Annotated in this window: 16 protein-coding genes; 8 read left to right on the forward strand and 8 right to left on the reverse strand. The window is 73.0% G+C overall.

What is annotated here, in order from left to right:
- Positions 1–450: 450 nt before the first annotated feature.
- Positions 451–1,440, forward strand: a complete 990-nt coding sequence (locus BL253_RS25835; RefSeq protein ID WP_241835123.1) for a hypothetical protein — start codon at positions 451–453, stop codon at positions 1,438–1,440.
- A 169-nt stretch (positions 1,441–1,609) separates the two neighbouring features.
- On the opposite strand, the gene BL253_RS25840 is transcribed toward BL253_RS25835, so the two are convergent.
- The 3 genes from BL253_RS25840 to BL253_RS25850 all read right to left on the reverse strand — a co-directional run bounded on the left by BL253_RS25840 (position 1,610) and on the right by BL253_RS25850 (position 6,133).
- Positions 1,610–3,361: an acyl-CoA dehydrogenase family protein gene (locus BL253_RS25840; RefSeq protein ID WP_076819964.1), complete on the reverse strand. Its 1,752-nt coding sequence runs from the start codon at positions 3,359–3,361 to the stop codon at positions 1,610–1,612.
- A 113-nt stretch (positions 3,362–3,474) separates the two neighbouring features.
- Positions 3,475–4,311, reverse strand: a complete 837-nt coding sequence (locus BL253_RS25845; protein ID WP_076819912.1) for a histidine phosphatase family protein — start codon at positions 4,309–4,311, stop codon at positions 3,475–3,477.
- A gap of 163 nt (positions 4,312–4,474) precedes the next feature.
- The gene (locus BL253_RS25850) at positions 4,475–6,133 is read right to left on the reverse strand and encodes a long-chain fatty acid--CoA ligase (RefSeq protein ID WP_076819913.1); all 1,659 of its coding nucleotides are present in this window, start codon (positions 6,131–6,133) and stop codon (positions 4,475–4,477) included.
- A 794-nt stretch (positions 6,134–6,927) separates the two neighbouring features.
- Here BL253_RS25850 and BL253_RS39565 point away from each other — a divergent pair.
- Together BL253_RS39565 and BL253_RS42465 are read left to right on the forward strand one after the other, a co-directional pair.
- Positions 6,928–7,572 carry a response regulator gene (locus tag BL253_RS39565; protein WP_241835124.1) on the forward strand — a complete coding sequence of 215 codons (645 nt, stop codon included), beginning with the start codon at positions 6,928–6,930 and terminating at the stop codon, positions 7,570–7,572.
- Between the two features lie 149 nt (positions 7,573–7,721).
- Positions 7,722–8,876: a hypothetical protein gene (locus tag BL253_RS42465; protein ID WP_158230419.1), complete on the forward strand. Its 1,155-nt coding sequence runs from the start codon at positions 7,722–7,724 to the stop codon at positions 8,874–8,876.
- 132 nt (positions 8,877–9,008) lie between these two features.
- On the opposite strand, the gene BL253_RS25870 is transcribed toward BL253_RS42465, so the two are convergent.
- Positions 9,009–10,031, reverse strand: a complete 1,023-nt coding sequence (locus BL253_RS25870) for a LysR family transcriptional regulator (RefSeq protein WP_241835125.1) — start codon at positions 10,029–10,031, stop codon at positions 9,009–9,011.
- Between the two features lie 324 nt (positions 10,032–10,355).
- Here BL253_RS25870 and BL253_RS25875 point away from each other — a divergent pair, with 324 nt between their 5' ends.
- The gene (locus BL253_RS25875; protein WP_076819916.1) at positions 10,356–11,777 is read left to right on the forward strand and encodes an amidohydrolase/deacetylase family metallohydrolase; all 1,422 of its coding nucleotides are present in this window, start codon (positions 10,356–10,358) and stop codon (positions 11,775–11,777) included.
- A gap of 13 nt (positions 11,778–11,790) precedes the next feature.
- On the forward strand, positions 11,791–12,144 hold the full coding sequence (gene fdxA, locus BL253_RS25880) for a ferredoxin (protein ID WP_076819917.1): 354 nt from the start codon (positions 11,791–11,793) through the stop codon (positions 12,142–12,144).
- A 95-nt stretch (positions 12,145–12,239) separates the two neighbouring features.
- Here the strand turns inward: fdxA and BL253_RS25885 are convergent, their stop codons facing one another.
- Positions 12,240–13,988 (reverse strand): sensor histidine kinase, encoded by a 1,749-nt coding sequence (locus tag BL253_RS25885; RefSeq protein WP_241835126.1) that lies wholly within the window; start codon positions 13,986–13,988, stop codon positions 12,240–12,242.
- 520 nt (positions 13,989–14,508) lie between these two features.
- Between BL253_RS25885 and BL253_RS25890 the strand changes: the two genes are divergently transcribed.
- Positions 14,509–16,077, forward strand: a complete 1,569-nt coding sequence (locus BL253_RS25890) for an adenylate/guanylate cyclase domain-containing protein (RefSeq protein WP_076819919.1) — start codon at positions 14,509–14,511, stop codon at positions 16,075–16,077.
- 89 nt (positions 16,078–16,166) lie between these two features.
- Here BL253_RS25890 and BL253_RS25895 read toward each other — a convergent pair whose 3' ends face one another.
- Positions 16,167–16,964, reverse strand: coding sequence for an SDR family oxidoreductase (locus BL253_RS25895; RefSeq protein WP_076819920.1), 798 nt, complete (start codon positions 16,962–16,964; stop codon positions 16,167–16,169).
- Positions 16,965–17,138: 174 nt separating this feature from the next.
- Entirely contained in the window at positions 17,139–18,410 is a 1,272-nt protein-coding gene (locus BL253_RS25900) for an ABC transporter substrate-binding protein (RefSeq protein WP_241835127.1), read from the reverse strand.
- A 509-nt stretch (positions 18,411–18,919) separates the two neighbouring features.
- Between BL253_RS25900 and BL253_RS25905 the strand changes: the two genes are divergently transcribed.
- Entirely contained in the window at positions 18,920–19,351 is a 432-nt protein-coding gene (locus BL253_RS25905) for a hypothetical protein (RefSeq protein WP_198946397.1), read from the forward strand.
- Between the two features lie 154 nt (positions 19,352–19,505).
- On the opposite strand, the gene BL253_RS25910 is transcribed toward BL253_RS25905, so the two are convergent.
- Complete coding sequence (locus BL253_RS25910) at positions 19,506–20,435, reverse strand: LLM class F420-dependent oxidoreductase (protein ID WP_076819922.1); 930 nt, start codon at positions 20,433–20,435, stop codon at positions 19,506–19,508.
- Positions 20,436–20,663: 228 nt separating this feature from the next.
- Between BL253_RS25910 and BL253_RS25915 the strand changes: the two genes are divergently transcribed.
- On the forward strand, positions 20,664–21,968 hold the full coding sequence (locus BL253_RS25915) for a YncE family protein (protein WP_241835128.1): 1,305 nt from the start codon (positions 20,664–20,666) through the stop codon (positions 21,966–21,968).
- Positions 21,969–22,063 lie beyond the last annotated feature (95 nt).

A 22,063-nucleotide genomic window follows, 5' to 3' on the forward strand; every position in this document is an offset into this window, starting at 1 on the left:
CTGTTTACTGAAGGTAAGCAAAACGAGTTTGCCAGCGCGCCCAAGCGGGTACGCAACGTGATTTTGACGAGGTCAGCGCCCGGCAACCTCACAACTCTCTCCGGGGCATTCCCCGCCCGAAATGGCCATTAAGATCACCATCTGTAGTCGCTGAGGCACATACCCGCTGGTAATGGACATGCCGGCGATGCCGGAAACCGTCGACGCACTACTGTCCAGACTGGGTGTCGCAACAGTGGCGCGAGCACTGGTCACGGGGACCATCGGTGACGCAGAGCCATGCAAACCGCGCGGACCACGCGATCATCGCCACAGGGCGCCCACTGCTAACCGACCACGCAGCGCTATCGGGAGGGGTGGGGCGTGGGGACTGGAAACCCAACAGTCACCGGAGCCTGGCCGGCGGCACCGCCGCCGGGGCCGCGCTCGAACAGTGACGAGGCCGAGGGCATGACCCCGTCGGCTACCGGCACCGCCAGGCGGAAGGGCCCGGCGGGCGGCCAGGCGGGGGCGGCCAGCGACGAGGCGCTGTCGACCGGCGAGCGCGCCGGGCGGCTGCTGCGCGAGCTGCTGACCGGCACCGCTGAATACCGCCGCATGTGGGAATCCCGAGTACGCCGGGCGAGCGCGCAGGAGCCGAGCTTCGCCGCGGTCGCCCGGGTGATCGCGGAGTACCTGTGGAATGCCGGCATCGTCTCCGAGGAGGACCAGGAACTCGACCGAGCACTCAAGGACCGGGTAAGCCGGGCTCTCGGCGGCGGCCGCATCTCCGCGCAGACGATGGAATGGTTCATCGAGGCGTTTGGGATGCGCCGGCATGAGGCCGGGCTCTGGGCGGCGTTCGCCGGCCTGACCGACCCGGGCGTCGACGTAAGTTCCRGCACCCTGCGCGGCGGCCCGGCCATGATCATGCCGCAACGGCATCGCACCGTCGCGGTGTTCGAACGCTATCGGTTCGACGCCACCGGCTCGCTCGTCGAACAGCGCACCTTTCAGGTGATCTCCGCGCAGGAGGACGGTGTCGGAATCTATCCATGGGTGCTGCGCACCGACGCGACCGAGAGCGCGGTCCTCATCGGCGGCGCGCTCGGCGCCCGGCACGCGTACAGCTCCCGCCTGACGCTCATCGAGGTCGAGCTCGAACGGGCGCTCRCCAGGAGCCAGCGGCACGCGCTGGAGCTCCACGCCCGCTATCCGACGGGGCTGCCGACGCAGGAGGTACGCCGCGCCGCGCGGGCCAAGACCGAGAACGTCGACATGCTGATCCAGTTCGACCCCGGCCTGCCACCGCGGGATCTTCGCTGGACGGTGTGGAGCACGCACGAGGGCGGCCTGATCGTCGACGAGGAACCGGTACCGCTCTCAGCGGACGGCACGGTCCACCGCTTCCTGCCGGCCGTCCATCACGCGGTCGTCGGCTTCCGCTGGACCTGGGGCTAGCCGCCAGCGCGGATGGCCGCCGGGGCGGGGCTGGCGCCTCCGCCCCGGCAGGCCGTCGGCAAGACGCTCACCACGGAACCGCCCAGGGCGGGCACCAGCCTGGGCCGGCACCACCAAGCGCCGCACCACCAGCGCTGGCACCAGCCTGAGCTGGCGCGCGGTGCCAGGCTCAGCCGCGGGTGGCCGGGGGGACGCGGGCTATGAGGGCGTCGACGTCGGTGCCGCGGGGCAGGGTGCCGAAGACGCGGCCACCGGCCTCGCCGAGCCGGGTGGCGCAGAAGGCGTCCGCGACGGCGGCTGGCGCGTGCCGGACCAGTAGCGAGGCCTGAAGCACCAGCGCGAGGCGCTCCACCAGGGAGCGCGCGCCGAACTCCAGCTCGTCCGGCCCGAGCCCGCCAAGCTCGTCCAGATCGGCGCGCACCGCGGACCACGCGATGTCGAGCCGCTCGTCACCGCCGGCCGCGAGCTCCACCTCGGCGCGGTAGGCGTCGAACGCCACCGGCTCCCGGCCGAGCGCGCGCAGCACATCGAGGGCGTTGACGTTGCCCGCGCCCTCCCAGATGCCGTTCAGCGGCGCCTCCCGGTAGAGCCGCGGCATGCCGGACTCCTCGGCGTAGCCGTTGCCGCCCAGGCATTCCAGCGCCTCGGCGACGAATGCCGGCTGCCGCTTGCAGATCCAGAACTTCGCCAGCGCCGTCGCCAGGCGCAGGAAGGCGCGCTCACCCGCGTCGCCGCGCGTGCCCCGGTCGACCGCGCCCGCGAGGCGCAGCACCAGCGTGGTCGCCGCCTCCGACTCGAGCGCCAGGTCCGCCAGGACGTTGCGCATCAGCGGCTTGTCGACCAGCAGCGCGCCGAAGGCGGACCGGTGCCGGGTGTGGTGCAGCGCCTGGATCAGCGCGGCCCGCATGCCGCTGGCCGAGCCGAGCGCCGAGTCGAACCGCGTCATCGCGACCATCTCGATGATCGTCCGCACGCCGCGCCCCTCGGGGCCGACCAGCCAGCCGACGGTGTCGTCGAGCTCCGGCTCGCTGCTGGCGTTGGAGCGGTTGCCGAGCTTGTCCTTCAGCCGCTGGATCCGGAACGTGTTGCGGTCGCYGTCCGGCAGCACCCGGGGCACGAGGAAGCAGGACAGCCCGCTGGGCGCCTGCGCGAGGACCAGGAACAGGTCGCTCATCGGCGCGCTGGTGAACCACTTGTGGCCGCGCAGCCGGTACCCGCCGTCCCGGTGCGGCGTGGCGACCGTCGTGTTGGCGCGCACGTCGGAGCCGCCCTGCTTCTCCGTCATCCCCATGCCGGCCATCAGGCCCAGCTTGGTGAGAGGCGGGGTGAGGCCCGGGTCGTAGACGCTGCTGGTCAGCAGCTTCTCGTAGGCGCCTGACAGGTCAGGCGCGGCCCGCAGCGCGGGGATCACGGCGTAGGTCATCGAGACCGGGCACGTGTGGCCCTGTTCGACGGTGCTCCAGACGTGCAGCCCGGCGGCGCGGGCGACGTGCGCGCCGGGGCGTGAGCTGCCCCAGGCCGAGCCCGCCAGCCCCTCGCGCACGGCGACGTCCATCAACGCGTGCCAGGACGGGTGGAAGTCGACCTCGTCGATCCGGTTCCCGTACCGGTCGTGGGTGCGCAGCTCCGGCGGGAAGCGGTTCGCCTCGTCGCCCCAGCGGGCGGCCTGCTCCGAACCGGCTAACCACCCGAGCCGGTGTAAGTCGTCGAGGTAGAAGCCGGCGCCCTCCCGCTCGACGCCCTCGACGAGCACCGGGTCGTCCGCGACGTCGTAGTCGCCGAGCGGCGGCGGCTGGTTGCGTATCTCGTGTGTCGTCGTCGGCCGCGACTGAACCTGTTCGCGCCCGACTCGCGCGCCGGTCCGCCCGGCAGACTCTGGTGCCGTCGACCCTGATGCCGTCGACTCTGGTGCCACCGTCACGAGCCGCGCCTCCCCACCTGCTCGCCGGCCGCCGGCCGGCATCGCCGCCAGCCACGGACGCGGGCTCGCCGAGCCCGACCACGCCGACTCAGCGAACAGGGTATGCCTGTGTGTCAGCGGTAGCTAAGAAACTCGCGGCCCGCCGCATCGATGTGGCTGTGCTCGTTGTACGAGATAAGACTCGTTCCAGACCGGCCAGAGACAATTTTGGTGATGCTTCCGTTAATCATCACTCGATTGAGCGAGATGATGCCGTCGACACGCAGGTCGAGCAGGCGCGCGCACATCGCCGCGATCGGCCCGGCGGAGGAGAAGACCACCGCGGTGCCACCGGAGCCGAGCCGGCGCACCAGGCCGTCGAGCGCGTCCCCCACCCCGTCGCTGAACGCGACATAGCTGCCAGGGCCGGTGGCCGTGCTCGCGATCCACTCCGACAGCGCCACGTCCAGCAGCCCCTGGTAGGAACGGGACGACATGCCCCGCGATGGCGGCAGCCGGCCCTCGCCCCCCGGCGCGCTCCCCACGTCCGCGTGCCGGTTGATGATCCAGTCCTGGTCGTACTCGTTCCACCGGTTGTCGGTTTCGACCTCCCCGGACCAACCGGCGACGGCGACGTCCGCGCCGGCGGCGACGTTCACGCCGGCGGCGGAGTCCGTACCGGCGGCGGCCGGGGCGGCCGAGCTGGCGGAGTCCGCGGCGCCGTTCGCCAGGGCCGCCCCGCCCGCCGCGGCCCCGACGGCCGGCCCCTCGGCGAACGCGGCCAGCGCGGCGGCGGCGGTCCCCCGCTGGCGGCGCAGAGTGCCGGCCACGGCGAGGTCCGCCCGCACGCCGCGGGCACGCAGCTCCGCGCCGACCAGCGCCGCCTGCCGGTAGCCAAGCTCGGAGAGCACGTCATAGTCCGCGGTCCCGAACGACGCCTGCCCGTGCCGCACCAGGTAGATGACGCTCAACGCCAGCCCTCCCCACCAACCCGCCCGGCTGCTACCGGTTTCCAGGTTCAGCCCGAGCGGTCCGGCTGCCCAAGCTATCCGGTCTGCATCCCCAGGTGYGATGGGTACGAAGCCAGCCGGGCGTCCCCGGCCCGGCTGTGGCTGGGCGGTGGCCAGGCGCCGATCAGYTGGTCGCGAGGGTCTCGACCGACAGGTCGCCGACGGCGTACTGCTGGCGTAGGCGCTTCTTGTCGAACTTGCCGACCGACGTCTTCGGCACCTCGGGGATCATCGCCCAGCGCTCCGGCAGCTGCCAGCGCGCGACCTTGCCCGACAGGAACTCGCGTAGCTCGGGGAAGGTCACCTCCGTGTCGGGGTGGAGCACGACGAGGGCGAGCGGGCGCTCACCCCAGCGCTCGTCCGGAACCCCGATCACGCTCGCCTCCGCGACCGCTGGGTGGGCCATGAGCAGGTTCTCGAGCTCGACCGACGAGATCCACTCGCCGCCGGACTTGATGACGTCCTTGGCCCGGTCGGTGAGCGTGAGATAGCCATCGGCGCTGATGTGGCCCACGTCGCCGGTGCGCAGCCAGCCGTCGCGGAACTTGTCCTCGTCGTCGAGGCCGTAGTAACTGCTGGCGATCCAGGGCCCGCGCAGCTCCAGCTCGCCCGCGCTCCGGCCGTCCCACGGCAGCTCCTCGCCGTCCGCGCCGATCAGCCGGGCAGCCACGTTCGCGTCGAACCGGCCCTGGGTGAGCCGGTAGGGCCAGGCCTGCTCGGGGCTCAGGCCCACCGGCGGACGGGCCACGGTGACCATCGGCGACGTCTCCGTCATCCCGTAGGCGTGAATCAGCGTGATCCCGAGCCGGTCGAAGTCCTCCATGAGCGACGGTGGGCAGGCCGCGCCGCCGACGACGGCCTCCTTCAGCGAGGAGACATCGGCCGCGCCCGGGTTGGCCGTGAGATAGGCGTGCAGGCCCTGCCAGATCGTCGGGACGCCGGCCGCCTTGTTCAGCCGGGTCGCCTCGATCATCTTCGCCAGCGGCTCCGCCTGCAGGAACGGGCCGGGCAGCACCATCTCGGTACCGGTGAGGAAGGCGATGTAGGGCAGGCCCCAGGCGAGCACATGGAACTGCGGCACGATGGAGAGCACCCGGTCGGCCGCGGACATGTTCAGCATCGACGGCATGGCCGACGCCATCGAGTGCAGGAAGATCGACCGGTGGCTGTAGACGACGCCCTTCGGGTCCCCGGTGGTGCCGGACGTGTAGCACATCGCGGCGCCTGAGCGCTCGTCCACGTCGGGCCAGGCGAACTCGGCCGGCCGCCCGGCGAGGAGCCGGGCGTAGTCGTGGACGCCGATCGGCCGGCCGGCGGCCAGGGCGAGCGCCTCGAGGTCGGTGCCGGCGTCGGCCGGGCTGTTGACGACGACGTGCTCGATGGTCTTCATCGCCGGCAGCAGCGCGCTCGCCAGGGGCAGCAGGGTGTGGTCGACGAGCAGGACCTTGTCCTCGGCGTGGCTCGCGATGAAGGCGATCTGCTCGCCGGGCAGCCGCAGGTTCAGCGGGTGCAGCACCGCGCCCATCGAGGGCACCGCGAAGTAGGTCTCGACGTGCTGCTGGTTGTTCCACATCAGCGTCGCGACCCGGTCGCCCCGGGCGACGCCGAGCTCGACCAGCGCGTGCGCGAGCCGACCGGCGTTCGCGCCGGCCTCCGCGAAGGTCGCCTCGACCAGGCCGCCCCCGGGCTGGGCCGTGAACATCCTCTGGTCGGCGAAGACGGTGGTGGCATGCTCGAGGAGCCGCCGGATCTGCAGCGGCACGTCCTGCATCGTGCTGATCATCGGATGCTGCCTCCGTCCTTTCGAGCGCGGGACCGTGGGTGCGCGAAACCGTACGAGGTGGAACGTTGACCCGACAACCATCTCGACCGCCGCAAGCCGGGCAGTTGCCCCTTTCAGGCCCTTAGAACCAGGACCAAACGGAATTTCCACGTCCGGAGCCTGGGCAGCCCGAGAGACACGGCCGACCAGGGAGCGGGCTGGGGGCGGCAGACGCGGGCGACACAGCCGCCATCCGGCACGTTCGAGCCAGGTGAGATGTGAGTCAGGTCACCGGCAGTCTGCCGTATTGCGCTCGCTTGAGCCAGATCCGTCATCAGGGCGGTCGGACCGAATGCCCCTCTTGACGAATCCGGCCTGGGCGCCTTCGAGCGGAGCGCCAGGCCTCGCGAGCGGGATGTCAGGGCCGGCGCGACTGCCGTATGGTGTAGCCGATCCATTACCGTTACGACCCGGCCACCCCGGCTCCGTGACTCCGATACCCGCATGGGCCCACACGTGGGGTTGTCAACCAGGGCTTTCGGCGCAACGGTGTCGTCGGGCGTCGCGCGCGTACCAGAGGCGCGGGCACGACGGCGGGCGTTCGGTGACTTTGGGGTGTGCCGAGGCGAGCGAGGTGAGCTGGTGCGAGCCGTAGGATTTCAGCCACTGGGTCGGCGGGAGCCGCCGCGTCCCACCGCGAACCGTGCCACCACGAGCCGCCCCGCCCTGTGTCGTCCCCGCGCGCGCCACGCGTCCGGAGGCCCGGCCCTTCCCCTCCGCGCGGGCGCCACGCCCCGCCTGGCCGGGCGCGTCCGGTGATCTCCTCGGCGAGGCCGGGCTGGCCGGCGGTCGCGACGAGCGGCGCCACGGCGACCACGGCCACGGGGCGCACGGTGGCCCGGGCCGCCGTCGCCGCGTCCGAGGCGGCCGCGGGAAGCGTCGGTACCGACCCCACCCCGCCCCGGGCGCTCGTCGTCGACGACAACGACATGATCCGGACGCTGGTCAGCCGGCTGCTGCGCCACGAGGGGCACACGGTGGACGTGGCCGCCTCCGTCGAGGACGCGCTGGCCCTCCCGACGGCCGACTACCAGACGCTCATCATCGACGTGCGGCTCGGCGCCGGGAGCGGGACCGACCTGATCGAGCGGCTGCGTGCCCAGGACCCGTCCACCCCGACCCGATGCCTGCTGCTGACCGGCGCGATCGACGACGACCTGCCCCTGGACGTCGCCGTGCTGCGCAAGCCGTTCAGCGCCGACCAGCTGATCACGGCCGTACACGGCCTGCGGCGCGCGCGGCGGCCCGCGGCGCACCTGGCCACCGGTCCGGCCGAGCCGTCGGGGCAGTCCGGCACGACGGCGGCGGGCGTCGCGACCACCACCATGATCCCCTCGCCGTCCACCGGCCCGGCGCCCGCGGTCCGGCCGATGGACAGCCCTCGAGGGTCGTCGTCGTGACCGGCCAGGATCTGGACCGCGCGTCCCGCGCCGCGCCCGGCCGCTCGGCACCCGACGCCCGTCAGGATCAGGCCCCCGGTCGAGAGGCACCGGCCGCCGGACCTGTAGCGATCATGGAAAGGGCGCCGTCGGGCCGCTACGGTTTGCCGGTGGATGGCGGATCGGCCAGCACGTGGGCCAGCCGGCGGGCGGCCGGCGTCATTTCGGTATCCGCCTCCGCTCCCCCCGGCCCGACGCCCGACGCCCGGCTGGCGCCCACCGCCGAGGCGCGGGCGGCCATGGCGGCGCGGGCATCCCGGCCGGCCTCCCCGGTCACGACCTCCCAGATCGGCTTCCGGACCTTCCAGATCGCGACCTCCCAGATCGGCACCGCCGATCCGGCAGGGACCCCGTCCGCGAGCTCCGTCGATCCGGCAGGAACCCCGGATCCGGCAGGAATCCCGTCCGCGAGCTTCGCCGATCCGGCGGGAGCTCCGGATCTGGCGAGAGCTCCGGAGGCCGGCGCGGGTGAGACACCGGCCGCCGGGCCGCGGGCGTCCGCCGCCGCGGAGGCCTCGGCGGACCCGGTGAGCGAGGACACCCGCCTACTGCTGCGGCTGCTGGTCGCGAACCAGGAACGCGAGCAGCGCCACCTGTGCGACGTCTTCCACGACGGGCCGATCCAGGAGTTCACGGCCGTGCTGCTGGCCTGCTCGACCGCGCGCCGCACGCTGACCGGGCCGGACGCGGAGCGGCTGGCGGACGTCGAGACCCAGCTGCACAACGCCATCGCCACGCTGCGCCTGCCGTCGCCGGCGTTCCGGGCCAGCAACGACGCCCGGATGATCCTGGAGTCGGCGCTGGCGAGCCGAGTGCGCGGCCCGCTCACGCGGACGCTGGAGACGGTGCTCGAGGTCGACGACCCGGCGCCCACCCGCGCCGAGGTCGCCGAGCTGCTGGGCGCCGTCCAGCTCCTGCTGCTCGAGAGCGACCCGCTGCGGCCGGCGGCGCACGCCGCCGTGGCCATCCGGTCGGGGCACGAGGGCATGACGCTGACGCTGCGCGCGACACCCGACCCGATCTCGGCCGCGGCGAGTCCCGACGCGGCCCGGGACGCGTGCGCCAGGACCGAACGGCTGGGCCGGGTCGCCGCGCTGACCGGCGCGCGGATCGTCGAGGAGGCGCCGGGCGGCTCCTGGCGGGCCTCGCTGGCCTGGCCCCGCCCGGCCCCGCGTCCCCCGGTCACCCACACCCGCATCGAGCAGCGCCCCGGTCTCGCCGCCTACCAGCCCCGCCCGGCCGGCGACCGCGACGGCGGCACCTGACAGCCGCCGCACCCGCCGCACCCGCTTGCCCGGCGGGGCGGCGGGGCGGCGGGGCGGCGGGGCGTGCCTGGATAGACGGCGGCCCGAACAGATGGCGGCCGAGCCCGGACAGACGCCGCCCCGGCACACCCGCTAGCCCGGCGGGCTGGGGCCCGGGCGCGCGAGTCCGGGAACCGGAAGCTCGGCGAGCAGATCGAGGAAGGCGGCCGCCCGCGGCGGGAACGCGGCCCGGGCGTAGCCGACGACCGCGACGACCGGGGCATCGGCCAGCTCGACCCGCCGCGCGGCCAGGTCCGCGCCCACGGCCACGCCCGGGACCAGCGCCACCCCGACCCCGGCCGCCGCGAGCCGCGCCGCCGCGTCCACGGTGCGCGACTCGACCGCCGCCCGCGGGGTGAACCCGGCCGCGCCGCAGGCCTCCAGAACCAGGGTGCGCAGGCCGTGCCCCGGCGCGTACATCACCCAGTCGGACGCGGCGAACGCGCTCAGCGGGACGCCCACCCGGCCGGCGCGCGGGTCGCCGGGCGGCACGACCAGCACGTAGCGCTCGTCGCCGAGCCAGCGCACCGGCCCGGCCCAGTCGGGCGGCCGCGCGCCCACCGCGACGTCGGCGCGCCCCTCGGCCATGAACTCCTCCAGGCCGAGCCGGTCCGGGTGCTCGGTGATCCGCAGCGGCACGTCGGCGAACCGCTCCCGGAAACCCACGACCGCCGCCGGCAGCACCCAGGTGGCCAGCGACGTCAGCGTGGCGACGTGCAGGATGCCGCCGTCGAGCCCGGCGGCGGCGCGGGCGCGGGTCACCGCGGTGCCCGCGTCCGCGAGCAGGCCTCGGGCGGCGTCCAGGAAGGCCCGCCCGGCCGGCGTGAGCCGCACCCCGCGGCTGGAGCGTTCCAGCAGGTCCGTGCCGACCTGCCGCTCCAGCGCGCGGATCTGCTGGGACAGCGACGGCTGCGAGATGAGCAGCCGCGCCGCGGCGGCGGTGAACGACCGCTCCTCGGCGACCGCGACGAAGTACCCCACCTGCCGCAGGTCCAGCCATGACCGCGCCTGCGACCGGGCCGGCCGCACGTCCTCGCCGTGCGCCCTCGCCACCGCACCGTCCGCCCGCGCGCCCTCGCGGGCCGGCCGTGCGCCCTCGCCGCGCGCCCTCGCCACCGCACCGCCTCTCCCGACGCTCGTGTCTCCCGCCGTCGCGGCGTCGGTGATCGCGGCTTGTGCCCTCCGGGGGTCGTCGCCGGGCCTGATGAACCGTCTCCGCGACCACCGGAGGGCACAGATGGCGATCAAGGCACCGCCGACCGCCGCTGGCGGGAGATCGGCGGCGGGCCTATAGGGAGCTCCTATAGGGGGAGGCTATAGCTGGGGGCGGGATTGCGTCTTGGACCTCGGGCCGCGGGAGCGCGAACATGTGTTCCGGGCACCGTCGCCCGGTCCTCGGCCCCTGCCGCCGACCCTCGGCGGACGCTCGATCGGAGAGTCATGCGCGACCCGAACCCAGGTGACGCCGCGGGCGTCACGGTTCTCGCCGGCGGACGGGTGATCGACCCGGCGAACGGCATCGACACGATCGCGGACGTGGTCTGCGCGGGCGGCCGGATCGTGGCCGTCGGCCCCGCCGCCGGCGCCGCGTACACGACGCCACCGGCACAGGCCCCGGGAGGCGATGCCTCGGTGGGCGCTGGCCTGGCCGGCACTGGTCTGGCCGGCGGCGCCTCGGCCGAGATCATCGACTGTGCCGGGCTCGTCGTCACTCCCGGCCTCATCGACCTGCACGTGCATGTCTATCCCGGTCTCGGCGACTTCTGCGTGCACCCGGACCGAGCCGGCGTCGAGGTAGGCGTCCCGGTCGTGGTCGACGGCGGCACCTCGGGGGTGCGCACGCTCGGCATCTCCCGCGCGTTCGCGCAGGGCCCGGCGATCCAGACGCGCGTGCTCGCGTTCATGGACCCATGCCTGCTCTACCTGGCCACGAAGGACTTCATCGCCCATCGCCTCGAGATCGCCAACGACCCGCGCAACCTCGATCTCGACGCCGCCGCGGCGACCGTCGAGGAGCACAAGGACTACGTCGTCGGCTTCAAGGTGCGGGCCACGACCACCGAGGACGACCGGGTCTCGCCGTTCCTGGAGGGCGCCAAGTCCATCGCCGGCGACCTGCCGATCATGATCCACCTGGGCAAGTACCCGTACACGAAGAGCCTGACGAACCTGGACGCGGTGGGGGCGCTGCGCCCCGGCGACATCGTCACGCACGCGTTCCGTGGCCACTCCGGCGCGCTCGTGAACGACGGGACGGCCGTCCACCCGGTGTTCGCCGAGGCCGCGGCGCGCGGGGTGCGCCTCGACGTGGGCCACTCGGGCTCGGACTTCCGGTTCGCCTCCGCGCGGGCGCTGCTCGACCTCGGCTACCCGCCGCACACGATCAGCACCGATCTCAACCTGTTCAACGAGGACGGCCCGGTCTACTCGCTGCCCGAGACGATGTCGAAGATCTGGTCGCTGGGCGTCCCGCTCGCGGACGTGATCGCGATGGCGACGGTGAACCCCGCCGCCTCGATCCGCCGCTCCGCGGAACTGGGCACCCTGGACGTCGGTCGCCCCGCCGAAGTGAGCGTGCTTCGGGTCGAGGAGGGGCCGACCGCCTTCTCCGACGGCTTCGAGACCATCGCGGGCGAGCGCCGGCTGGCCCCCGTCGGCTGCCTGCGTGGCGGTGCCTGGATCGAGGCCACCGGGCCGTTCAGCGTCGCGGCCAGGACGGCCGGTGACCCGGGTACGGCGGGCGCGGAGGGCATGGAAGGCACAGAGGGCACGGAGGCGAACGGGCTGCCGCGCAGGGAGGCCGGGGTCGCCGCCGCGCACGCGGCCGCCGAGTCCCTGACCTACCAGAAGACCTCCCAGTAGGAGGCGGGTAGAGGTGGCCTACGTCATCGGCGAGGCGTGTGTCGACGTCATGGACCGTTCCTGCGTCGACGACTGCCCGATCGACTGCATCTACACCGGTGAACGCAAGCTCTACATCCATCCCGAGGAATGCATTGACTGCGGCGCGTGCGCGCGCAGCTGCCCGGTGGACGCGATCACCTGGGACCGCGACCTCGACCCGGCCAGTCCGGACAGCACCCATCTCGCCGACGCGACGGCGTTCTTCTACCAGCCGCTCCCTGGCCGATCCTCGCCGCTGCGCGAACCGGGTGGCGCCGCGGACCTCGGCCCGGTGGGTACCGACACCGCTCTGGTCGCGGCCATCCCGCGGCAGGAAGCCGAATGAGGCTCGCAGCCTCCCCCCTGGCGTGACGTCTCGTCCCCTGGCGTGMCGTCTCGCCTCGTCCCCACCGCCCGCGGTCGCGGGCACGGGCGCCCCGTCTACGGACGGATACCGGCGGCGCGGGAGGCGGCCGAAGACGCGGGGGGCTGAAAGCGGGGACGGCGAGTGCCCGGGGGTCGGAACGGCGCGACATCGGGGCGCCGATGGCAGATCCACAGCCCATCCGCGGACGCCGGATCCGCGGACGTGGACGTCGGCGGGACCGCGGGCCGCGGTGGCGTCACGGATGCCTCTGGGGTCACGGGCACCGGCGGGGTCACGGACGCAGGCTCGCCGGCCCCTGCCAGCGCGGGGGCGGCGGGCTCACGCGGCGCCGGCGGATCGCAGGCGGGGAGCAGGAGGCTGACGGCGGTGCCGACGCCGACCGTCGAGGAGATCCGAGCCTCGCCACCGGCCTGGGCGACGACGTCGCGCACCACCGCGAGGCCGAGGCCCGTGCCGGCGTCCTCCGGCTTGGTCGTGAAGAACGGCTCGAACGCCCGCGCCTGTGTCGCCGGCGTCATCCCGGTGCCAGTGTCGGTCACCCGCAGGCTCACGAAACGCCGTCCAGGCATACCCGCGACCGCGGGCACGCCAGGGCCACCAGCCGCCTCGACGGCTCCCGCCAGCGGCCCGGAGGGCGCGGCCGCTTCCGGCGGCCCGTCGAGCACGACGTTGCCGGCCGTCATCGTCAACGTGCCGCCGTACGGCATCGCGTCGCGGGCGTTCATCGCCAGGTTGATGATCGCCTGCTCCAGCCTCACCGGATCCGAGCACACGAGCCACAGGTCGTCGTCGAGCTCGACCCGGACGTCGATCCGCTCACCGAGCGGGCGGCGCAGCATGCCGGCCGTCTCACGGACCACCGCGCGCAGGTCGACGGCCCCGACCTCCGCCGGCTTGCGGCGCACGGCGGCCAGCAGCTGGGCGGTGAGCTCGGCCGCCCGCTCGCCCGCGTGCTGGATCTGCGCCACGTCGCGGCGCATCGCCTCCCAGTCGACCTGGCCGGTCGGGCCAGCCGGCCCGGCGGTCCCCACCGGCTGCCCGAAGCGGCCGGCCGACACCGCGGCGCCGCCGGGAGAGGTGGAACGGGCGGCCGCGGCATCCCGAGCCGCCTGATCCGCCTCGGCGGCCGAGTCGAGCGCGTCGGCGACGAACACGGCGTAGTTCCTGATCACCGACAGCAGGTTGTTGACGTCGTGTGCCACGGCGCCGGCGAGCTGCCCCAGGTTCTCCAGCCGGCCCGGGTCGCCTGGGTCGTCCGTCTCGGCGGCGTCCCGGCGAGCCCACGCCGCGTCGTCGGCGGTGAGCGAGGCCCGCGAGCGGTCCACCGCGTGGTCCTCCTGGCGGCCCTCCCGAGTCGGCCCCGCCGACCCGGCGGGAGCCTCGGGCTTGTCGGGCTCGTCGGGCTCGTCGGGCTCGTCGGGCTCGTCGGGCTCGATCGAAGCGGCCGTGCTCGCCGTCGCGGCGCTCGCCGTGGCCGGGCTCGCCGTGGCCGGGCTTGCCGAGGCCAGGCTCAACGTCGTCGTGGCTGTCGGCGCCGGCGGTGGGGTCACCGGCAGGGAGGTGAGCTCGACGGCGACGGAGAAAGGCGAACCATCCTGGTGAAGACCGACGCCGGTAAGTCCGGTGGAGACGATCGCTTCGACAGGCTGGCCGACCAGGTCATCGTTGGCATAGCCGAACAACGCGGCGGCGCGAGCGTTCACCGCGGCAATTTTGCCATCCGCGCCCACCGCGACCGCTGGGTCGGGAACCGTCTCCAGCCAGCCACGAGCGGCGTGGTTGGTCTCGCTGTTCAGCGTCACCACCCCGATGTCACCACCCCGATGCGGTCCTGGTCTACGCGGTCGACTCCGGCTGCTGACCTCGGCCAGATCCAGGCGATCCGTCACGTCCATCCGGGGGATATCCACTGCCCCGGGCTCTCTGCCGGAGCGTAGCGCGCCTGCTACGCCAGAGCGCGGGCTCGCGAACGACCTTGGGCCGATACCGCACTCCCGTGCCAGCTGGAGAGCATACCCAAGCATGGGACAATTGCCCTATTACGCCGATAGCATCCCTAAACTGCCCTCAATTTGCTCTAATCGTCACTAGCCCATCCAGGTGACRCATCCGGCGCTACCGCGTGCCGGAGCCCGCGCCGGTTACCGGCTGTCGTTCTTGCCTGATTCCCCTGGTCCCAAGGGAAGCGCGCGGCTGGTGGGTCGCCAGCCGCCGGAGCCGGCACTCACAGGCCATCCTCAAGAAGAGTGTGGTGCTGGCACCACCGTGCCGGTGGTTCCACCGCCCTGTGCATCGGGTCACCAACAGGGCTGAATTGGCACCATGGAGCAGATCGGGGTGCTGCTAGCGGACGACAACCTGATCGTTCGCGCCGGGGTACGAGCGTTGCTCACCCAGGTGGCTGGGTTGACCGTGGTCGGCGTCGCCGCCGATCGCGACGAACTTGTCCAACTCGCCCGTACCCGCCGGCCGCGGGTCGTGGTCACGGACATCCGTATGCCRCCAACGTTCTCGAACGAGGGAATCGAAGCGGCCCGTGAGATCCGCCAGCACGCGCCTGGGACCGGAGTGGTGCTGCTCTCCCAGTACGACGAGCCGGAGTACGCGGTCGGCCTGCTGGCGGGTGCCGACGCCGGTGGCTGTGCCTACCTGCTCAAGGAGCGCCTGGCCGACCCGGAGATTCTGGTGCGGGCCATCCGGGAGGTGGCGGCCGGTTCGTCGATGCTCGACCCGGAGATCGTCGCCGCCGTGCTCRGCCCGGTTCGCGACGCGAGCGACCTCAGCGAGGACCAGGCGCGGCTCCTGCGCGATGTCGCCGAAGGCCGGTCGATCCGGGCGATCGCCGAGCGCCGCGGCGACACCCCGGAGGCGGTGAACACCGCGATCGACGCGACGCTGCTCCGCCTGGCCCAGGGAGCCAGCAACGGCCGGTCCGGGGCGCTGCGGCAGCTTCGGCTGCTGCATGCCGCGATCGTGCGCCGCGAGGAGCAGGGCGAGGCGCTGTCCCGGCTGCTGCCCGGCGGCCTCGCCGAGAAGCTGCGGTCCGATGCCGGCGCCGGCCAGCGCACCGAGCGCCTCGTGGTCACCGTGCTGATGTCGGACATCCGCGGCTACACCACGATCGCCGAGCGGACGGACCCCATGGTGCTGGCGGGCCTCCTCGACGCGCACCGTCGCGAGATGAACGCGGCGATCCTCGACGAGGGCGGCACCGTCCTGCAGTACGCCGGCGACGCCGTCATCGCCGTCTTCGGCGCTCCCTACCCGCAGGACGACCACCAGACCCGGGCCGCGCGGGCGGCGGCCGCGATGCACGTGCGCCAGCGCGCCCTCAACGTCCGCTGGGAGCTGGAGGGGCTCGCGCCGTTCGGCCTGGGCATCGGGGTGAGCACCGGCGAGGTCGCGGCCGCCCTGCTCGGCTCCGACGCGCGCCGTGAGTACACCCTGGTAGGCGACACGATGAACCTCGCGGCCCGGCTCCAGGCGTTCGCCGGCGCCGGCCAGACGGTCCTGTCGGAGCCGACCGCCAGCGCGCTGCGCGGCGAGTACGGCGCCCGGCTCGTGCCCCTGCCCCCGATGACCGTGAAGGGCCGGGCCGGCTCCGTCGCGGCCTACCTGATGGACGTCCAGGCCCGTATCCCCAGCCAGGCCTCGCGTCAGCCGTCGGCGCCAGAGCCCATGCTGGCCCAGTCCCCGACCCGCCGGCCGGTCCCCGCCCTGCCCCAGCCCGCGGCGCTCGCCCCCGCGCCGGTGCTCGCGCCGGCCGCGGCGCTCACCCAGCCGGCGGCGAAGGCACCGGCGCTGGCCGTCGCCGCCACGCCCAGCGCCCATCCGTTCCCGCCGCTGAGCCCCCGTTCCCGCGCCGCCGCGCCCACCTGCCCGGCCGCCTGAGGCCGGTACCCGGAGACGCCGTCCCCCTGGCCGCCGAAGGAGCGCGGCGGGGGAACGGCGCGGGAGAGGAGCGCGGCGCGGGAAAAACGTCAACGGCCGCCGGCGATGTCCAGGAGCGTGCCGACGACGTAGGAGGACGTCTCGGGGAGGCAGAGCCAGAGGATCGCGGCGGCGACCTCGGCCGCGGTGCCGGCCCGGCCGACAGGTGCCATGGCGCCGACCTCGGCCGCCCGGTCCGGCTGGCCACCGCTGGCGTGGATCTCGGTGTCGATGATGCCGGGGCGGACCGCGTTGACCCGGATCCCCTCGGCCGCGACCTCCTTGGCGAGGCCGATGGTCATCGTGTCGACGGCGCCCTTGGAGGCCGCGTAGTCGACGTACTCGCCGGGGCTGCCCAGCCGAGCGGCGATCGACGACACGTTCACGATCGCGCCGCCGCTTCCCCCGTGACGGGTGGACATCCGGCGGACGGCGGCGCCGGCGCACAGGAAGGCGCCGACGACGTTGACCGCCAGCATCCGTTCGAGCCGTTCGACCGTCACCTCGTCGACGCGGGCCCGGCGGTCGACGATCCCCGCGTTGTTGACGAGGACAGTCAGCGGCCCGAGCCGGTCGGCGGCGGCGAACAGCGCCGTCACGTCATCGGCCGAGGCCACGTCCGCGCGCACCGCGACGGCGCGCGCTCCGGCCGCCTCGCAGGCGGCCAGCACCTCGGCCGCCGCCGACTCGTCCGCCCGGTAGCTCAGGCACACGTCCCACCCGTGCCGGGCCAGCTCGACCGCGGTCACCGCGCCGATTCCCCTGCCGCCCCCGGTCACCACCGCCACACCGCGGCGGCCCGCCCCCGACCCGGCTCCGGCCTCCACGCCAGCCCCCCGCTCCTCCATGCGCCACCCACCCTCGGCGGAACGCCAGTTCTCACTCCCGAGCGCAGCCTCTCACCTTCGACGCCGCGTGCCCGGCCAGGGACTGGCCGTGATCGGGCACGCGGCACCGACCGGGGGCGGCGCCAGCTGGCCGCGCCGGTTGGCGGCGTCAGCTGGCCGCGCCGGTTGGCGGCGTCAGCTGGTCGGCTTGGTGGTGGGCTCCAGCGGGACCAGGGTGCCGCAGGTGAGCTTCGTGGCGACCTGGTACTGGTGCTGGCTGAGCTTGGCCATGGCGAAGCAGGGTGGCGTCGTGGAGTGGTTGAGCGGCCACCTGGTCTCCGCGACCGTGTCCTGCACGTAGTAGGAGAAGTCGCCGCTGTTGAGCTTCTTCAGGAACGTGTCGGCGGTCAGGTCGCGGCCGGTCGCCGTCAGCGCCGCGACGAACATGTCGGCCGACCAGTAGCCGGCCATCGCCGGCAGGGTGAGCGGCTGGTCGGGGGCGTACTTCGCGAAGTCCGCCTTCAGCTGCCGGGTCGCCGGAGTATCGGCCTCCGGGACGGCGAACTGGAGCAGCGTGTGCGCGCCGTCGAGGGKGTCGAGGCCGGCGAGGCGCGGGTCGTAGCCGACGGCGTTGAGCGTGTCGCCCTTGTACCCGTTGGCCTTGAGCGCCTCGGTCACCTTGAGCGTCGACTCGAAGTCGCCGGGGAAGATGACCAGGTCCGGCGGCGCGCCCTTGTTCGACGTCAGGATGTCGTTGACGATCGCGGTCGCGTCGTTCAGGCCGGACAGCGGGATCGGCGACTTGTCGTAGGACACCGGGATACCGGCCAGCCGGAGGCCGCGCGCGACGGCGTCGACGCCGGCCCGTGAGGCGTCCGTGTCCAGCCCGACGACGGCGACGGCCTTCGTCTTCGCCTGTTCGATCGGGCCGAGCACCGAGGTGGCCATCAGGCCCCAGGTGGTCGCGTCGATCTTTGGCTTGTCGGGCAGCAGGCAGCCCGTGATGCCAAAGCCGTTCGCGGTGTCGCAGAAGCCTCCGCCGATGCCCCAGCCGAAGAACGGCACCTTCTGCGCGCAGAAGGTGTCGAGGAAGTTCGAGAACACCGTCGCCACGGGTGCGACGGCGAAGACCTGGTCCTGCTCGACCAGCGCGCGCGCCTGCTGGCCGTTGCGCGCGGGGTCCAGCCCGTCGTCCTTGACGCCGACGAAGTCGATCGTGCGCCCGGCGACGCCGCCGGCCGCGTTCGCGCGCTCGAAGCGCACCTTGGCGCCGACATCGATACCGGCCATCGAGCTGGTGGCCGGGCTGGTGATGACGGCGAGCCCGCCGACCTTGACCGAGGTGTCGGTGATCCCCCGGGTCGGGTTGGTCGCGGCGCCGGCGCACTGCAGCGAGGAGGCGTCGACCTTGAAGCCGTTCGCGTCCCAGCCCTTGGGCGGGCCAGGGGTGAAGTCAGCGAGGTTCACGGTCCTTCCGGGGTCGCCCGAGCCGCCGGACCCACCCGACCCGCCACCGCCGCATGCGCTGGCCGCCGCCAGCGCCACCGCAACCATGGCCACCGCGGCCGTCCGAACAGGTCGCATCGACCGCCCTTTCGCTGGAACCTCCGTGACACCCCCGCCCCACGGCCACCGTCAGCCACCGGGCGCGGGTCAACCGCCCGAATGCTGCCAATCGAAGGAACCTCGAAAAACGCCCAGCCGTGGTGACATATGTCGCTAAATCCGCAATACGCGTCCGGCCAATTACAGAAAGTGACGACATTGACGGAGGCTGGCGGGTCCTTCGACCCAWCCAACCAGGGTCCTTAGGCCGCCCTCTGGACGGATCCCTCGCGGCTGGYACGCCCGGATGCGGGTATGGACACAAGGAACGAGACGCACCTCACTAGCCCTTACACTTGCCTATGAAGTACGTCACAATTGGGCTCAGTCAGATCGGACAGATCGGACGGCGTAACCCCTGAGGAGGGGCCGTGGAGCAGGCGCAGGACCGAGCGGTCGCGACCGCGGTCGGGTCCGGTAGCTGTGTGATCGTCGGTCTGCGCGCGGGTGACCCCGGCGAGCTCGCGGATGTCCTGCTGGCAGCCGAGCTCGCGGCGCGGACCGGCTCGAAGCTGGTGGTCGTCGCCGAACGTGACCGGTGGGCCCGGTTCGCCCGCTGGACGTCCGGCATGTACTGCGCCTTCGGGATGGACGGTGTGGCGCAGGCGTCGCACACCGCCGAGCGCGCCGTCCAGGACGACCTCTACGAGCGGGTCTCAGGAGTGGTCAGCCTGGTCCCGGTCGAGTGGACGCTGCAGTGGGCGTCCGGCTCGGCCGCCCGGGCGGCCGTCCGCTACGCCCGCCGCAACCCGACGGTGTTAGTCATGTTCCGCCCGTCCCCGGGCAACAAGGCGGCCCGCTAGGACGGGGCGATGACGCTCCCCGGCGCGGCCTCTGCCTCCCGACGCGGCGGCCGCCGACGTTCAGGCCTTGATCGTCGTTAGCGTGTTGCCAGCGTCGCGATCTGGCCGTATTCGCGACGATGACAACACGGACCCGGCGATCACCCTGGGCGCGCTAGACGTGCGGGAGGACCTCGGCGGCCAGTAGGGCGATGTGGTCGAGGTCGTCCATGTCGAGGATCTGCAGGTAGACGCGGTCGGCGCCGATCCTGGCGTAGGCGTCGATCTTCTCGATGAGCTCCGCCGGGGTGCCGGCGAGGCCGCCCTCCCGCAGCTCCGGCACCTGCCGGCCGACCGCCTCGACGCGGCGGGTGACCTCGGCCTCGTCCCGCCCGCAGCAGGTCGTCAGCGCCACCGACCGCTTCAGGCTGCCCGGGTCGCGGCCGATCTCCTCGCAGGCCTTCCTGGTCTGGTCGAACAGGCGGGCGGCCTCCGCCACGGGCTGGAAGGCGGCGTTGTACTCGTCGGCGTACCGGGCGGCCAGCCGCGGCGTGCGCACCGGCCCGAACCCGCCGATGATGATCGGCGGCCGCGGCCGCTGGGCTGGCTTCGGCAGCCCCGGGCTGTCGGTGACCGAGTAGTACCGGCCCTCGTAGCCGAAGGTCTCGCCCGCCGGGGCCGCCCACAGGCCAGTGATGATCTCCAACTGCTCGCCGAGCCGGTCGAACCGCTCGCCGAGAGGTGGGAAGGGGATCGCGTACGCCTTGTGCTCGGCCTCGAACCAGCCGGCACCGAGGCCGAGCTCGACGCGCCCGCCGCTCATCTCGTCGACCTGCGCGACGGAGATCGCGAGCGGGCCCGGGTAGCGGAACGTGGCGCTGGTCAGCATCGTGCCCAGCCGGATGCGGCTGGTCTGGACGGCGAGCCCGGCGAGCGTCACCCAGGAGTCCGTGGGCCCAGGGCCCGGATCCCCGCCGCCGATCCGCAGGAAGTGATCAGAGCGGAAGAACGCGTCGAACCCACCCTCCTCCGTGGCCCGCGCGACGCCCAGCTGCTGGGCATAGGTGTTGCCCTGCTGCGGCTCGACAAAGATCCGAAGGTCCATGCCTTCCTGCCTACCACCGCCGGCGGACGCGCGGGTGTATAGGAGCCCGTGCTTTTCGCGACGCGACGACGGCCGCCGGCGGCAGGTCCGCCATGATCGGCGGCGGCCGGGAGGCCGGGACCGCGCGCGCCGACCGCACGACACGGCGCGGACGCATGACAGAGAGCCCGCAGACGGCAAAGCTGACCGACTGTGCGTAGTCAGCGGTATGCGGAAGATGTGTTCCGATTGAGGTCCGCGCTCGTCATCGCGGCGCTCGTCGCCACCGCGGCGAGCGGCTGCGCGGGCGATGGCGAGCCCGGTGCCGCCGCGGTCACCCAAGCCGCCGACAGCGGCGACATGGGCACGATGACCATGCCGGCCGGCGCGACGATGCCGCCGGCGAGCACCTTGGCGCCCACGACGGCCGCGGGCGCCGCCGGGACCGCGGCGGGCGGCGGGCGCGGCGTCTACGCCCACACCGGCGCGGGCGACCTGAGCCCCAGGGTCGCCGGCCAGCGCTCGCTCGTCTACGTGCCGAACAGCGACGGCGACTCGGTGACGGTCATCGACCCGAAGACGTTCAAGGTCATCGACGAGTTCACGACGGGCGCCAAGCCGCAGCACGTCGTGCCGTCGTGGGACCTGTCGACGCTGTACGCCACGAACAACACCGGCGACAGCCTCACGCCGATCGACCCGGTCACCGGAAAGGTCAGGGGCCCGAACATTCCCGTCGCCGACCCGTACAACATGTACTTCACCCCGGATGGGGCGTACGCGATCGTCGTCGCCGAGGCCGAGCAGCGGCTGGACTTCTACGACGCGCGCACCTGGAAGCTCCACCGCCAGCTGCCGGTGGCMTGTCCCGGCGTCGATCACATCGACTACTCGGCCGACGAAAGCTACCTGATCGCCACCTGCGAGTTCTCCGGGAAGCTGGTCAAGGTCGACTGGAAGAACCAGCGGGTGCTCGGCTACCTCACGATCGGCGGGATGCCGCAGGACATCAAGCTCGACCCTCAGGGCGAGGTCTTCTATGTCGCGGACATGGACCAGAACGGCGTCCACCTGATCGACGGTGAGAGCTTCCGCCAGATCGAGTTCATGCCGACCGGAAAGGGCGCCCACGGCCTCTACCCGAGCCGTGACGCCAAGGTGCTGTACGTCTCCAACCGCGGGGAGGGGACGATCTCGCTCATCGACTTCGCCACCAGAAAGATCGTCGACCGCTGGGAGATCCCCGGCGGCAGCCCGGACATGGGCGGCGTCTCGGTCAACGGCGACGTGCTGTGGCTCTCTGGCCGCTACAACCGCGAGGTCTACGCGATCTCCACCAAGGACGGCGGGCTGCTGGCCCGCATCCCGGTAGGCGCCGGCCCCGCACGGCCTGTCCGTATGGCCCCAGCCCGGCCGCTACTCCCTCGGCCACACCGGCATCCTCCGCTAGAACCAGCAGCCGGGCGAGGGGTCCCCGCCGATCTGCCATCGAGCCCGGAAAGGGCGGAACGCACAGAAAAGATCACTCCCGGACCTGGCAGATCGGTGGGGTAGCAGGAGGGGTCCCCGCAGATCTGCCTTTGAGACGAGACACGCGGAACGTACCGAGGGGATCTCCCCCGGACCTGGCAGATCGGTAAGGAAGCGGG

The organism is Pseudofrankia asymbiotica, from assembly GCF_001983105.1.
Classification (GTDB): Bacteria; Actinomycetota; Actinomycetes; order Frankiales; family Frankiaceae; genus Pseudofrankia; species Pseudofrankia asymbiotica.

Coding starts and splice junctions, on each gene's coding strand:
- BL253_RS25875 (WP_076819916.1), top strand. CDS start 10,356: ATGCGCGACCCGAACCCAGGTGACGCCGCGGGCGTCACGGTTCTCGCC.
- BL253_RS25895 (WP_076819920.1), bottom strand. CDS start 16,964: ATGGAGGAGCGGGGGGCTGGCGTGGAGGCCGGAGCCGGGTCGGGGGCG.
- BL253_RS25910 (WP_076819922.1), bottom strand. CDS start 20,435: ATGGACCTTCGGATCTTTGTCGAGCCGCAGCAGGGCAACACCTATGCC.